This window comes from Acidobacteriota bacterium (assembly GCA_016208495.1).
Classification (GTDB): domain Bacteria; phylum Acidobacteriota; class Blastocatellia; order Chloracidobacteriales; family Chloracidobacteriaceae; genus JACQXX01.
Genome location: JACQXX010000064.1, coordinates 57,035 through 71,200, shown reverse-complemented (window position 1 = coordinate 71,200; position 14,166 = coordinate 57,035). Strand labels below are relative to the sequence as shown.

Here is a 14,166-nt window from a genome sequence, read left to right as displayed (position 1 = left end):
TCATGAGTCAAGCCGCATCACAGGCTACTCCAGCACTTAACAAATTGCAGACCTTTGCAATCGGTCTGGCAGTTCTTGGGTTGGGTGGACTTCTCGCCTCCTTTGCGATGGGTGGGCCCGAGCAGTTTTTCCGTTCCTACCTGATCGGGTTCGTCTATGTGGCCAGTTTCCCGCTTGGTTGTCTGGCCATCCTCTTTATTCAATATCTGAGCGGTGGACAGTGGGGGTTGATCATCCGGCGCATTCTTGAAGCCGGGGCCAAGACCATGCCGCTGTTACTGATTTTGTTTTTGCCAATTCTGGCTGGTATGACCCACATCTTTTCGTGGGCGGTGCCAGGCGCCACGACCGGTGATGTCGTGTTGCAACGCAAAGCACCGTACCTGAACGTCTCATTCTTTTCAGTGCGTGGCTTCATCTATCTGATTTTGTGGATTGGGTTTGCCTTTGCCATCAACCGGTTTGCCCGTCGCCAGGATGAATACAAGGACATGCGGATCAAGAAGTTTATCCACGACTTCAGCGGCGTGGGTCTGGTGATGCTCTCCATCACGATGACCTTTGCCGCCACGGACTGGATTATGTCGGTTGATCCGCACTGGTATTCAACCATGCTGCCGGTGATCTGGATGGCCGGAAGCCTGCTCGCCGGGTTTACCACTTCGGTGGTGGTGGTCACGATGTTGCTTGGCACGGAGCCTTTTTCGAAGGTGGTCAAGAAACGCCACGTGCATGATCTGGGCAACTTTATGCTGGCCTTTACCATGTTTTGGGCCTACTGCTCGTTCTCACAGTTTTTGATCACCTGGTCCGGCAACCTGCGCGAGGAAATTCCCTGGTACCTCCACCGCATGCACGGTGGTTGGGGGCTGATTGCCGCCGGATTGATTGTGCTCCACTTTTTCCTGCCCTTCTTTATGTTGTTGATGAAAGACATCAAGAAATATGCCAACCGGTTGATTTGGGTGGCTGGATTGCTTCTGGTAATGCGGCTGGTGGATATCACGTGGTTGATCTCGCCGTCTTATGACCACGGGCACTGGCACTTCAACGTGTTTGATTTTGCAGCCGGCGCTGGGTTTTTGGGAGTCTGGATGGTTTGGTTTATCTGGAATCTGAAGCAAACACCACTCCTGCCCGAGTACGATCCGAATTTGGAGGCATTGCACCATGCACAGCACTGAACACCACGGCAAAGTGGAAAAAAATCCGGAAGTGAACTTTGAGCCAAAAGACACCAATATTGGGGCCGTCATTAAGGTGACGGCGGTGTTTGTGTTCTTTGGCATCATTGGTCCCCTGGTTTTTAATGTGTGGTATAAGCACTTTCTGCCAGCGCCGACCACAACCAGCGTCACCAACCTGCCGGACGCCGAGAAGGCGAACATGAAGTATTTGGAACGGGATAACCAGCCGAAGCTTCAGGCCAACCAGAAGTTGAACCCCATTTCCGATGTGAATGAAGTCAAGAACTGGAAGGATGAGGAAGCCCAGTACCTGAAAAGCTATACCTGGGTGGATAAAAACAAGCAAATCGCCAAAATCCCGATTGAAGACGCCATGGCTCAAATGTTGAAGAAGGGCTATGATTCCCGCAAAGCCACCAGCGGCGCTCCAGCCCTGGGCAGTGGGTCTCCCGCCGCGGCTTCAACCGTGGCCGCGGCGCCAGCAACTCCGGCCCCGGCAACGCCTTCAGCCCCGGCACCCAACACGCCTTCGGCGACTCCTTCAAGTCCCGCAACTCATCAATGAAGAAGTATTTCATTTGGGTTTTCTTACTTCTGGGCATATGGGCCCTGCCTGTCACTGCCAGTCAATCAACCGGTTCACTGCCGACTTCAAATGCGTCGGTTGAACTCCTCAAACAGATCGGATTTGAACAACACAACGGCGAGCAGCTTCCGCTTGACCTTGAGTTCTTTGACGAAAATGGATTGCCGGTCAAACTCGGCCAGTATTTCACCACCCAGCCGGTCATCATTGTTCCGGTCTTGTTGAAATGCCAGTTTTTGAGCCTGAACGTGCTCAACGGACTGATTCGGAGCCTGACCGACGTCAAACCGGGTGTCGGCCAGGAGTTCACGGTTCTGGTGGTCACCATTGACCCTCGCGAAACGACAGCGACTGCTGCTGGCCAACGGCGCGGGTTCATCAAACGGTATGGTCGTCCGGGAAGCGACCCCGGCTGGCATTTTTTGACGGGACGTCAACCTTCGCTCCAATCACTGATGAAGTCCCTCGGATTCCGCTACCTTTGGAATGAAGAAAAACAAGGGTTTGCCCATTCCGGCGGCATCATCATCGCCACCCCTCAGGGGAAAATTTCACGCTATTTCTTCGGCATGGAATACCCAGCCGAAACTGTCACTCAAGCGCTTTCAACTGCCCAGGCGGGTCGAGTCGGAGCATTGGTGCCAGCCTCCTCACCATATTGCTTTCACTATGACCCGGGAACTGGAAAATATACCCCGGTTGTACTGAATCTCTTGAAAATCAGTGCAGTGGTAACCGTCGTCGCCCTCGGGCTCTTCCTGGGGATGATGCTTCGATCAGAGCGACGCGGGCACAATACATCAGAACAGCGAGGTTAAGTCAGTGGCTTTCTTACTTCCTCCATTTTTCCCAGAACAGGCCTCAACGGCTGCCGCCGAAATTGACTACTTTTACTTTTTCATGCTGGCGGTGTGCGGTGGTGTGGGTCTGACCATCATGATTTGCATCACGGTGTTTGCCATAAAATACCGCCGCCGGTATGAAGGGCAACTGGCCATTGAAACCCACGAATCGCCCTGGGCTGAGTGGGGATGGACCATTGTGCCGTTTTTTGTCTTCATGGTGATGTTTTACTGGTCAGCCATTATCTTCTTTAAACACACAACCATTCCCAAAAACACTCTCGATGTGTATGTCACTGGGAAACAATGGATGTGGAAGTTTCAGCACCTGGATGGGCAACGTGAAATCAACCAGTTGCACGTTCCATTGGGCCGACCAGTGAGACTGGTGATGTCATCGGAAGATGTCATTCACAGTTTCTTTGTTCCAGCCTTCCGAATCCACATGGATGTGCTGCCGAAAAAGACGAGTTACACGTGGTTTGAAGCCACCAAAACGGGCACCTTTCATTTGTTCTGTTCCCAATATTGCGGGACTGAACACGCGGGAATGATTGGCAGCGTGATCGTGATGGAGCCGCAGGACTATGAAAAATGGCTTATCTCAAACTCACAAGGATCCATGGCCATTCGGGGCCAGGAGTTGTTCAACAAACTGGCCTGCAATGCGTGCCACACCGGCAATGCGCAGGCGCGAGCACCGTATTTGAACAATCTCTATCGGAAGCCGATCACGCTTGAAAGCGGTGAACAGGTGATCGTGGACGAAAACTACATTCGTGAGTCAATTTACAAGCCAAACGCCAAGATTGCCGCCGGGTATGCCAATATCATGCCGAGCTATGAGGGGCAGCTCACTGAAGAGGAAATCCAGCTCCTGGTAGCCTACATTCGGGCCATGGGCAGTGGTTTTGACCAGATGCCGCCAGTGTCGAACCCAACTGGGGTTCAACCCTATCCGGCAGGGGGCAATCCGGATGGTTCATTGCCATATAAAGCTGGGCAGGCCAATCAGACCCCTGCCACGGGTGTTCCAGCCCCGAAAGCTCCAACCAGTGCCGCTGAAGCTCCCAAAGCCCCCCAGTCGTCAAAGACACAACCATCAAAGAAGGAATGAGGTGTGAGGAATCGCTATGACACCTGCTGCAACAGTGAAATTTCCTGAAAAACATTATTTAAATGAAGGCTTTGGCTGGAAGTCGTGGTTGCTCACGACCGACCATAAGCGCATCGGCCTGCTGTATCTGGTTTCCATCACCCTGATGTTCTTCCTGGGCGGTTTCTTTGCCTTCCTGATCCGGTTGCAATTGCTCACGCCCCACGGAGAGTTTTTAAAAGGTGATACCTACAACAAGATTTTCACCATGCACGGGGTGGTGATGATCTTTTTCTTCCTGATTCCGTCAATTCCGGCGACGCTCGGAAACTTTCTGCTGCCGTTGATGATCGGGGCCAAGGATCTGGCCTTTCCCAAGATCAACCTGCTGAGCTGGTACATCTTTATCATCGGGGCGATTTATGTCCTGTGGATCATCATGGTTGGCGGGTTGGACACGGGGTGGACGCTCTATACGCCCTATAGCACCAAATACAGCAACACCAACGTGATTGCGGCGACGCTCGGGGTCTTTGTCCTTGGATTTTCGTCAATTCTGACCGGGCTGAATTTTATTGTGACCACCCACAAGATGCGGGCGCCGGGAATGACCTGGTTTCGCATGCCATTGTTTGTGTGGGCACTGTATGCCACCAGCCTGATCCAGATTCTGGCGACGCCGGTCCTGGCCATTTCAATGGTCTTGCTGGCCGCCGAACGCTTTGCCGGGATCGGGATTTTTGATCCGGCCCTGGGCGGTGACCCGGTATTGTTCCAGCACATGTTCTGGTTTTACTCCCACCCGGCGGTCTATATCATGATTTTGCCGAGTCTGGGCGTGGTGAGCGAATTGATCGCGGCGTTTGCGCGCAAAAAACCCTTTGGGTACAAATTTATTGCCGTGTCATCCATGATGATCGCGATCTTTGGCTTTCTGGTGTGGGGACACCATATGTTTGTGTCCACCATGTCGGTCTATGCTGGAATGGTCTTCTCGTTTATCACTTACTTTGTGGCGGTTCCATCCGGCGTGAAGGTTTTTAACTGGACGGCGACCCTCTATAAAGGCTCAATTGCCTTTGACACCCCAATGCTCTATGCCATCGGGTTTATCGGGCTGTTTATCATTGGTGGCTTGACCGGATTGTTCCTGGCGTCAATGGGGTTGGATCAACATCTGCACGACACCTACTTTGTGATTGCCCACTTCCATTTTGTGATGGTCGGTGGTGCGGTGATGGCCTACTTTGGCGGTCTGCATTACTGGTGGCCAAAGATGTTTGGCCGAATGTACCCGGAAGGCTGGGGCCGGTTGAGCGCCCTGATTGTGTTTATCGGGTTTATCCTGACCTTCTTCCCACAGTTTGTGGTGGGATATCTCGGAATGCCCCGTCGGTACTACATCTACGCTCCGGAATTCCAGGTGTGGAATGTCCTCTCAACTGCCGGCTCAACCATTCTGGCGATTGGGTACATTCTGCCGCTGTTTTATCTGTTCTGGTCATTGAAATACGGTCCGGTTGTGGACAACCCGTGGAATGCAAAGGGGTTGGAATGGACCGTTGCTTCCCCGCCACCGTGGGACAATTTTGCTGAGACCCCAGTTGTGACCGAAGATGCATACAACTATCCATTGCATCCAATGGGTGAAGAGCCACAGCTTGCTCCGGGCCAGGATCCAATGCCTGGATATCGAATGCCATCCGAAACCGGTGCCACAGGAGACTAAACCGTGTCAACTCATTCAAATTCACTTGCTGTCTTACACCACTTTGCTGACGCCGAACAGCAGCATGAATCAGCCACACTGGGGATGTGGTCGTTTCTGGCCACCGAAGTGCTCTTGTTTGGGGGATTATTCCTGGCGTATTCCTTGTTCCGGTTCTACCACCACGACACATTTGTGATTGGCAGCTATGAACTGGGAATCAAACTCGGACTAACCAATACCATCGTGCTGATTTGCAGCAGTTTAACAATGGCATTGGCTGTTCACGCTGCTCAGGAAGGCCACAAAGGCAAGTTGATGGGATTTCTGGTTTTGACCATGATCCTTGGCGCCGCCTTTATGGGAATTAAGGCGATTGAATACACCGAGCACTATCATCACCATAAAGTGCCGGGATTAAATTTCGTCTACAACCAGTTGCCGAACGGTGGGGTTGACGCCACTGAGCCGGTCTTTCACTTCCTGTACTTTTGTATGACCGGAATTCACGCCCTCCACATGGTGGTGGGAATGGGAATTTTGGCTACCATTTTGTACATGTCCTGGAAAGACACGTTTTCACCGGAGTACAGCACGCCGGTGGAAATGGCCGGGTTGTACTGGCACTTTGTTGACATCGTGTGGGTGTTTCTGTTCCCGCTTTTATACTTGACCGGGTTGCACTACAAAGGCGGCGGACATTAAAGAATGAGGGATGAGGGATGAGGGATGAGGGATGAGGGTGCATTGTACCAATCATAAGCTCCTCATTTTTCATTCCTGCTTTCCCTCCGGTGTTTAAACTCTTTGAATTTGAGGAAAAAATATGGCTGGACATGTCGTTCCGCTGAAAACATATCTGAGTGTCTTTGGAGCCTTGATGGTCTTGACCGGGATCACTGTCTGGATTGCGACCTTTGACCTGGGATCCTGGAATGCCCCGCTTGCCCTGGCGGTTGCCACCACAAAAATGGTCCTGATCGTGTTGTTTTTTATGCACGTCAAATACAGCACCACGCTCACCAAGGTTTTTGTAGCGTCGAGTTTCTTTTTCGTGGCAATCTTGTTTTTCTTCACCTTCATTGACTACTTCTCGCGCCACCTGGACTATTTGCCAAGGTAGAGGCTTTGTGGAATGATTGAAACCGTTGTCCCCACTATTCCAACTGAAGAGCTCCCAGCGGTACGCAGCACCTTGATTTACGGACTCCGCAAAGCCAAAGCCTATCTTGAACTCACCAAGCCACGGATTACTTTTGAAGTTGTCTTAATTGCCACCTTCGGGTATCTGCTCGGTACGCGTGGGCCAGTTGATTATGTGCTCATGCTGCACACCCTGTGCGCCGTCGCCCTGCTTTCATCTGGTATTTCGACGCTGAATCAATACCTGGAACGAAATCTGGACGGCTTGATGAAACGCACCCTCCATCGTCCACTTCCCACTCGAAAAGTCTCTGAAACTGAAGCCCTGGTGGTGGGGCTCGCCCTGGCAATCGTGGCCGAATGGTATTTGTATTTTGCGGTCAATGAACTCACCGCGTGGCTTGGCGCCCTGACCGCCATCGGATATGTCGGCATTTATACTCCCCTCAAGACCAAATCAACGATTTCAACCCTGATTGGGGCTTTTCCAGGTGCCGTTCCGCCATTAATTGGCTGGGTGGCCGCGTCTGGAGAACTCTCACCGGAAGCCTGGGCCTTATTTGCCATTATGTTCTTCTGGCAATATCCGCATTTTCTGGCCATTGCCTGGATGTACCGTGAAGACTACAGCCGGGCGGCAATTAAAATGCTGCCCGTGGTTGAGCCCGATGGAAAACGCACCAAACGCCAGATTTTGTGGAATACCCTGATTCTGCTGCCGTTGACGCTGGCACCAACCCTGATGCACCTGACGGGAATTTTCTACGCCGTCGCTGCCGTGGTGTTAGGGGGGTATTTCTTGCGCAGTGTTCTGATTTTGAATAAGACCGGTACCGGGCAAGATGCCCGACGAGTGATGAAGGCATCGGTCATTTATATTTCGATTTTGTTTTGTGTGATGGTCATCGATAAGATGACCCCATAGTCTTAAAACCATCAAAAAACGGAATTGCAGGGGTGAACGGGAGCGGTGAGTCGTCTGGACAGGCGCAAGCTTGACCAGCATCACTTATTCAATGTTCGCCCCTTTTCAATTTGGGCTGAGGGTATGGGGCTTGGGGCTAAGGGAAGTACCTGTTTTCCAGCCATTTAGCCTTGAAAAGCCCCAAGCCCTCAGCCCCAAACCCCAAGTCCCATAAGCGCCAGGATAAGAAAATGTGAGCCTGTTTGAGACAAGGAGACAAGGAGACAAGGAGATCCTCCCGACGGTGGGAGCGGGAGAATATTTTTTCTCCTTGTCCCCTTGTCCGCTTGTCCCCCCTTGTCCAGATGGGGCTTTGTTTCCTTATCCTGGCGCTTATGGCCCCAAGCCCTCAGCCCAAAACATATGACTAATCAAAAGCCTACGCGTTTAATTCAATTTGCCTGGTTCGTCCTGGTCTATAACATTGGTGTCATTTTATGGGGTGCCTATGTCCGGGCGACTGGTTCTGGGGCTGGTTGTGGCAATCACTGGCCGTTGTGTAACGGAGAAGTTTTCCCAAGGGCCAAAGAGATTGAAACTCTGATTGAGTTTGCCCATCGAACGACGAGCGGTGTGGCGCTCATTGTGGTCGTTGCGCTGAGTATTTGGGTTTTTCGTGCCTTTCCGAAAAAACACATTGCCCGAACCGGGGCCACGCTTTCGCTCTTTTTTATATTTGCCGAAGCCTTAATCGGTGCCGGACTGGTTTTGTTCAAGCTGGTGGCGGGAAATACCTCCATGATGCGGGCGGCATATTTGTCGGTCCACCTGGTCAATACCTTTCTGCTCCTGGCTTCACTCGCCATGACAGCCTGGTGGGTAACTGGTGGCAAGGCCATTGAATGGAAACGATCAATGGCCACGGTTCTCGTTTCAGTCGGTATTATTGGACTTCTCATTTTAGGTGTTAGCGGAGCAATCACGGCTCTGGGTGATACGCTCTTTCCCTCCAGATCCTTACTGGAAGGCTTCAACCAGGATATGTCGCCAACCTCGCATATCTTATTGAGACTGCGCATCTGGCATCCGATTATTGCCATTATTGTGGGATTTTATTCGATATTTTCGGCGGTTTTGCTCGAACAACTGGTCAAAACCAAAGCTGTCAAACGACTGGGACAGCTTCTCATCGGTTTGGTGATGATTCAATTTGTCGCCGGAGTGATCAATGTGGCGCTCCTGGCACCGATCTGGTTGCAAATGGTGCATTTACTGTTCGCCGATATGTTATGGGTGACCTTTGTGTTGATGGGAACGGCGGCGCTTTCAGACACCCCAATCGCCACGGCTGATTCCCAAAGCCTGGAGCACATCGAAAACGGACTGGTTGGAGCATAATCGGGTTCCGCGCTTCCGCGCTTCCGGGTTTTCGAATTTATGTCCTTTATGTCCTTTATGTCTTTGAAACCCTAACCACTGAACCACACTGGATTTACACGTGAAAAAAGAAGTAACACCGCTGGTTGATCGTCAGGGAGCTACGAAGGCCGCACTTCAGCTCTTTGGGAAATATGGAAAGCCCTATTACGGCACCTTTTTCATGGCCTTTATCTGTCTGCTGCTGGCCGGCACGATTGCGCTTATGTTTCCCTACTTTGTTGGTCGCCTGCTCGATTCGGCATTTACCCTCAAAGACACCCGTGAACTCAACCGCACGCTCCTGTTTCTGGTCGGAATGCTGACGGTGCAGTCGCTTTTCAGCTTTGGTCGGACTTACTTTCTGGTCTACATCGGCGAGCGACTGGTGGCGGACCTGCGTCGTGACCTCTTTGACCATTTGCTGAAATTAAGCCTCAGTTTTTACAGCAACCAGCGAATTGGCGAATTGACATCCCGAGTTTCATCCGACATCACGCTGATTCAATCTGGCACGACACTCAATCTGGCTGAAGCCCTGCGGCAGTTGATTGTGTTTACTGGTGGCGTAACGCTGATGTGCATTACCAATTTTCGGATGACCATGACGCTGCTGGTGATTATCCCCTTTCTGGTTGGCGCGGCGGCATTTTTCGGGCGCGGGATTCGCCGCATCAGCACCCGAGTTCAAGACCAGGTTGCCGAAGCCTCGGCCATCCTCGACGAAGCGATTGCGAACATCCGAATCGTGCAATCCTTTGTCCGCGAAGAGTTTGAGGTGTCACGCTATAAAAAGCACATTGAATCATCGCTCGGGCATGCACTTCGACGGGCACTGGCGCGAGGCGGGTTTAGTGCGTTTATTGTCTTTATTTTGTTTAACGGGATTGTGTTGTTGCTCTGGTTCAGTTTGCAGCAGGTGGTGGCCGGGAAAATGACGCTGGGTCAGATAACATCTTTCTTTTTATACACTTCGGTGGTGGGAACGGCGCTTGGCGCCTTCACCGAACTCTACGGAGAATTCAACCAGACGCTTGGTGCTTCACAACGAGTGGTCGAGTTGTTCCAAACCATCCCGGAAATCAAAGATGCCCCGGATGCCAGACAGGTCTCGCCAGTGCAAGGACTGGTTGAATTTCGCAACGTCGCCTTTGCCTACCCGACCCGTCCAGATGTGACCGTGCTGCAAAATCTCAATATCACGGCCAACTCGGGAGAAATCATCGCGCTGGTTGGACCGAGCGGCGCCGGGAAAACCACGGTCATTTCGCTCTTGCCCCGATTTTTTGACGTGAACGCCGGCTCGATTCTGGTGGATGGAATCCCGGTAACCCAGTGGAAACTCAAAGAATTGCGCACCAATATCGGGATTGTGCCTCAGGAAACAACGCTCTTTAGCGGGACGATTCGTGAAAATATTGCCTATGGCCGACTTGAAGCGACCAGCGAAGAAATCGAACAGGCGGCTCAGGCGTCAAATGCTCATGACTTCATCATGAGTTTCCCTGATGGATATGAAACCGTGGTTGGCGAACGCGGCGTCAAACTCTCCGGCGGGCAACGTCAGCGCATCGCAATTGCCAGAGCCCTGTTGAAGAACCCACGAATTTTAATTCTCGACGAAGCGACCAGTTCGCTTGATTCCGAGTCGGAAGGGCTGGTCCAGGACGCGCTTGAAACCTTGATGGAAGGCCGCACCACGTTTGTGATTGCGCATCGCCTTTCAACCGTGCGCCGGGCAGATCGGATTCTGGTCCTCAACGAAGGCCGCATTGTCGAATCCGGCTCGCACCAGGAATTGATCGAGCAAAACGGGTTGTATCAAAAGCTGTACACCATGCAGTTCCGTGATGACAGCCCAACGACGGATGTACTGGCGTCAGTTTAGGCAACTTAAAAAAGTAAGTTTGTGGAAGGAGTTATGAAAATAAAATCTATCAACATCAAAAATCATCCACCAATTCAATGCTTCCAAGTAGATAATCTAACACACAGAGTTGTTATTGCTGGCCAAAATGGTGTAGGTAAAACCAGAATTATCAGGGCAATTATTGAGCTTATAAGCACCAGTCGTGAAAATGAGACGACCCAACTTATTATTGAAGCAACAACGGATCTAGAAAAGGGTCGTTGGAAAAAGTCAACATTAGATACTAATGTACACCAAGATAAACGACTTCTATTTAGTACTGTGAGTAAGCAACAACAAAAAACAAACTGGCAGAGTAGTTTTATTTTGATAGAAAGCCGAAGGTTTATTGACCGAATCTCTAATTGCTCACTTCCCCCAAGCAATCATGACCCATCCCAAGACAAAATAAATTGGAATACTCCTATTAGTCCTTTGAAGGATAGATTTGAGAACACAGTTCATTCCCTTTTGCAAATGCTAAATGCGCAGAATAATAAAATAGCTGAACAGGCAAAAGAATTAAGGAAATCTGGGCATTCAGAAATGAAACTAGATTTTCCAGACATTTTAATGCCTTATAAGTTGGCGTTCTCTCAGCTACTTACCTCCAAAGTACTTTTGGACCCTGATCTTCGCAATCAAAAACTCAATTTTTCTGAAAATGGTCAAATTATTCCCATTGAAAATTTAAGCTCAGGGGAAAGGGAGGTTGTAAATATTGTTTTTGATTTTCTCTTCCGGTCACCATCCGATTGCATCGTTTTGTTTGATGAACCTGAGTTGCACCTTCATCCTGAGTTAGCTAAAAGGCTTCTTCAGGCACTACAGGACGTTTCACCAAGAAATCAGTTTATTTACTGTACTCATTCCTCTCACATCATAACTTCTTCTCTCCCTTACTCGGTTGTGTTTATTAAACCACCAGGAACAAACGGTGAGAATCAAGCCTTACCCGTCAAAGCTGATGATGAGATTGTTGAAGCACTTCAACTATTAGGGCATTCATTGGGAGTGCTCTCGCTTGGGAAGAAGATTGTTTTGATTGAAGGTAAGACAAATAGCCTTGATGTATTGGTCTATAAGTCTATTGTGGAAAAACAGTTTTCGGATTTTGTGCTTCTTCCGTCTGAAGGGAAACATGTCATCCAGAGCTTTGATCTTTTAAATACAAAGGTTTTGCAGAAGACTTTATGGGGGGTTGAATTCTTTATGCTGCGGGATCGTGATGCTATTCCTCTCTCAGACCCTAAAGAGTCTGTGGAAAACACTGTAAATAGTAGAATTCGATACCTTAGCCGGTATCATCTCGAAAACTATTTTCTTGATGAGCAGGTATGGGCAAAAGCATTTGAGAAATTATTTATTGAAGAGAAATCTGATCTTCGATCCCCAGACCAAATTCGAAAGAAAATACTTGATTTAGCTAAAGAAAACATTCCCTATGCTGTTGCGCTTTATGTATCGGCAGAAATGCGAAAAAACATTGGGAATGTTGATCTTATGCCCCGTGATTGTCACTCAAAGCCTTTAGGTGAATTATTGCAACTAATTGCCGAACGTGCAGTTGCTGAATCCAATCGGGTAAAGCACAAACTTGATCAGAGCCAAGTTGAAACTACAACACGGACCATCGCTCTCAAACTAGAAGAATCCTTAAAAAATGCTGACGAATGGAAGACATTAATTCCAGGAAAAAACATTTTAAATAGATTTCTTAAAGATGTGAAACAACCCATTGATCAAGCAAAAAGAGCTTATATCCAGGTTGCTTTAGAATCTGGTTCTGAAGTTTTTAAAGATATCCAGGAGATCTTTGCCGATTTTTCTGCCTTTGGAAAACATCAATAACAATCTTGATGACTTTAGTGTTGATGCTGCAATGACTTCCCTTCCTTATGCAGCTCGCGGCTGATGCCTGACAGCAAATCCTGGAAATAAATCATTGGCGGAGTCCGCACGACAGCTTTTAAACAGGCATACCGCAGCACATTGATGATGCTCCCACCTGAAAGTTCATACTCACGGGCCAGTCGGGAGAAATTGACGTCTGCCGCCAACGGGTACGGCTTGTTTTTGAAATTATCTTCCCACAGGCGCAGGCGTTGTTGATAGCCGGGCATTGGAAAATGAACCACTGACTGAAACCGGCGGGCAAACGCTTCATCAAGGTGAAATCGCATATTGGTGGCCAGGATGGCGATTCCGGGGAAGTCTTCGATGCGCTGCAACAGGTAGGAAATTTGCTGATTGGCCGCCCGGTCGTTGGCGTTGCGTGATTCGGTTCGTTTTCCAAACAGCGAATCTGCTTCGTCAAAGAACAAAATCCAGTTCTGGTGTTGGGCGTGGTCAAACAAACTGGCCAGATTCTTCTCGGTTTCGCCGATGTATTTTGACACCACTTTTGACAAATCAACCCGATACACCGGCAATCCAGTCGCTTTCCCGAGCAGGCTGGCCGTCAGGGTTTTCCCCGTTCCCGGTGGTCCGTAAAACAAGGACCGAAACCCGGATTTGAGCCGATCCCGGAGCTGCCATTCATTGAGTAACGTGTCTTGATGCGTGATCCAGGTCACGATGTCATCAATTTCCTGCCGGGTTCCAGTTTCCAAAACCAGGTCTTCCCACCCATAGGGCGTGGTAATCAGTTGAGCCGGAAATTCCTGACTTAGCGGCGGATGGTAGGTTCCACCGGTTGTAAGCCGCTCCAGATAGACGGGAGTCATTCGCAAGGCCGATGAGAGCAGCGGTTCTTCCTGATGCCGATGGTCAAGGTGGAGAATCTGGTGTGCATACAGAAAATGTTCATGGTGAAAGAGATAATGGTATTTCAGACGGATGGGGATGTTATCTCCGGCCAGCAAAAACATGGCGGTTTCACCGGTTGGAAGAAACCCCCCGTGAGCCATTCCAACCATCCCGCCGAATTCGGTAAACCGTCGCTGCACCGATTGATTCTGGATAAAAAACGGATCCAGGATTCCGGGTTTGATATGCGGAATAAAACTCAGGATCAACACCAGCCGCTCAGCCGCTCCCATTTCAAATCGCTGGATTGTTTCCGCATAGGGGGACTGGTTTTCAGTCAAAACCGGCGGCGGTAGATCAGAAAGCAAATCACCATTTGATTTTTCTTCGGCGTGCAGCAAGAGCCGTTGTTCCAGGAGTTCCCGAAACCAGGCAATTTCGGCCTGAATACAGTGGGCGTTGGCGAGAAGGGTTTCTGGATTCATAGGGTTCGGGGTTCGGGGTTCGGGGTTCGGGGTTCGGGGTTCGGGGTTCGGGGTTTTCGAATTTAAGTCCTTTTTGTCCTTTTTGTCCTTTTCGTCTTTTTCGTTGTTTTCCCCGAACCCCGAACCCTGAACCCTCATTCTT

The 14,166-nt window shown here is 50.0% G+C and carries 12 protein-coding genes; 11 read left to right on the top strand and 1 reads right to left on the bottom strand.

Features of this window, described 5'->3' with window-relative positions; genetic code table 11:
- Nucleotides 1-2 precede the first annotated feature (2 nt).
- The 11 genes from HY774_12030 to HY774_11980 all read left to right on the top strand — a co-directional run bounded on the left by HY774_12030 (nt 3) and on the right by HY774_11980 (nt 12,642).
- Entirely contained in the window at nt 3-1,184 is a 1,182-nt protein-coding gene (locus HY774_12030; protein ID MBI4749211.1) for a hypothetical protein, read from the top strand.
- The gene (locus HY774_12025; GenBank protein ID MBI4749210.1) at nt 1,171-1,752 is read left to right on the top strand and encodes a hypothetical protein; all 582 of its coding nucleotides are present in this window, start codon (nt 1,171-1,173) and stop codon (nt 1,750-1,752) included. Before HY774_12030 ends, HY774_12025 begins: the two co-directional genes overlap by 14 nt.
- The gene (locus tag HY774_12020; GenBank protein MBI4749209.1) at nt 1,749-2,591 is read left to right on the top strand and encodes an SCO family protein; all 843 of its coding nucleotides are present in this window, start codon (nt 1,749-1,751) and stop codon (nt 2,589-2,591) included. Before HY774_12025 ends, HY774_12020 begins: the two co-directional genes overlap by 4 nt.
- Nucleotides 2,592-2,673: 82 nt before the next feature.
- A complete protein-coding gene (gene coxB, locus HY774_12015; protein MBI4749208.1) occupies nt 2,674-3,732 on the top strand; it encodes a cytochrome c oxidase subunit II in 1,059 nt (352 codons plus the stop codon).
- Nucleotides 3,733-3,748: 16 nt separating this feature from the next.
- Complete coding sequence (locus tag HY774_12010; GenBank protein MBI4749207.1) at nt 3,749-5,440, top strand: cbb3-type cytochrome c oxidase subunit I; 1,692 nt, start codon at nt 3,749-3,751, stop codon at nt 5,438-5,440.
- An 84-nt stretch (nt 5,441-5,524) separates the two neighbouring features.
- Nucleotides 5,525-6,124 carry a cytochrome c oxidase subunit 3 gene (locus HY774_12005; GenBank protein MBI4749206.1) on the top strand — a complete coding sequence of 200 codons (600 nt, stop codon included), beginning with the start codon at nt 5,525-5,527 and terminating at the stop codon, nt 6,122-6,124.
- 121 nt (nt 6,125-6,245) lie between these two features.
- A complete protein-coding gene (locus tag HY774_12000) occupies nt 6,246-6,542 on the top strand; it encodes a cytochrome C oxidase subunit IV family protein (protein ID MBI4749205.1) in 297 nt (98 codons plus the stop codon).
- A 12-nt stretch (nt 6,543-6,554) separates the two neighbouring features.
- A complete protein-coding gene (cyoE, locus tag HY774_11995; protein ID MBI4749204.1) occupies nt 6,555-7,487 on the top strand; it encodes a protoheme IX farnesyltransferase in 933 nt (310 codons plus the stop codon).
- A gap of 402 nt (nt 7,488-7,889) precedes the next feature.
- Nucleotides 7,890-8,864 (top strand): COX15/CtaA family protein, encoded by a 975-nt coding sequence (locus HY774_11990; protein MBI4749203.1) that lies wholly within the window; start codon nt 7,890-7,892, stop codon nt 8,862-8,864.
- 100 nt (nt 8,865-8,964) lie between these two features.
- Nucleotides 8,965-10,770, top strand: a complete 1,806-nt coding sequence (locus HY774_11985; protein ID MBI4749202.1) for an ATP-binding cassette domain-containing protein — start codon at nt 8,965-8,967, stop codon at nt 10,768-10,770.
- Nucleotides 10,771-10,803: 33 nt separating this feature from the next.
- Nucleotides 10,804-12,642 (top strand): ATP-binding protein, encoded by a 1,839-nt coding sequence (locus HY774_11980; protein MBI4749201.1) that lies wholly within the window; start codon nt 10,804-10,806, stop codon nt 12,640-12,642.
- 14 nt (nt 12,643-12,656) lie between these two features.
- Here the strand turns inward: HY774_11980 and HY774_11975 are convergent, their stop codons facing one another.
- Nucleotides 12,657-14,024: an ATP-binding protein gene (locus HY774_11975; protein MBI4749200.1), complete on the bottom strand. Its 1,368-nt coding sequence runs from the start codon at nt 14,022-14,024 to the stop codon at nt 12,657-12,659.
- Nucleotides 14,025-14,166: the final 142 nt, after the last annotated feature.

What these genes read in the sequence shown, in the direction of transcription:
- cyoE (MBI4749204.1), top strand. Translation starts at nt 6,555, where the DNA reads ATGATTGAAACCGTTGTCCCCACTATTCCAACTGAAGAGCTCCCAGCG.
- HY774_11980 (MBI4749201.1), top strand. Translation starts at nt 10,804, where the DNA reads ATGAAAATAAAATCTATCAACATCAAAAATCATCCACCAATTCAATGC.
- coxB (MBI4749208.1), top strand. Translation starts at nt 2,674, where the DNA reads ATGCTGGCGGTGTGCGGTGGTGTGGGTCTGACCATCATGATTTGCATC.
- HY774_12010 (MBI4749207.1), top strand. Translation starts at nt 3,749, where the DNA reads ATGACACCTGCTGCAACAGTGAAATTTCCTGAAAAACATTATTTAAAT.
- HY774_11990 (MBI4749203.1), top strand. Translation starts at nt 7,890, where the DNA reads ATGACTAATCAAAAGCCTACGCGTTTAATTCAATTTGCCTGGTTCGTC.
- HY774_11975 (MBI4749200.1), bottom strand. Translation starts at nt 14,024, where the DNA reads ATGAATCCAGAAACCCTTCTCGCCAACGCCCACTGTATTCAGGCCGAA.
- HY774_12030 (MBI4749211.1), top strand. Translation starts at nt 3, where the DNA reads ATGAGTCAAGCCGCATCACAGGCTACTCCAGCACTTAACAAATTGCAG.
- HY774_12000 (MBI4749205.1), top strand. Translation starts at nt 6,246, where the DNA reads ATGGCTGGACATGTCGTTCCGCTGAAAACATATCTGAGTGTCTTTGGA.
- HY774_12020 (MBI4749209.1), top strand. Translation starts at nt 1,749, where the DNA reads ATGAAGAAGTATTTCATTTGGGTTTTCTTACTTCTGGGCATATGGGCC.
- HY774_12025 (MBI4749210.1), top strand. Translation starts at nt 1,171, where the DNA reads ATGCACAGCACTGAACACCACGGCAAAGTGGAAAAAAATCCGGAAGTG.
- HY774_12005 (MBI4749206.1), top strand. Translation starts at nt 5,525, where the DNA reads ATGTGGTCGTTTCTGGCCACCGAAGTGCTCTTGTTTGGGGGATTATTC.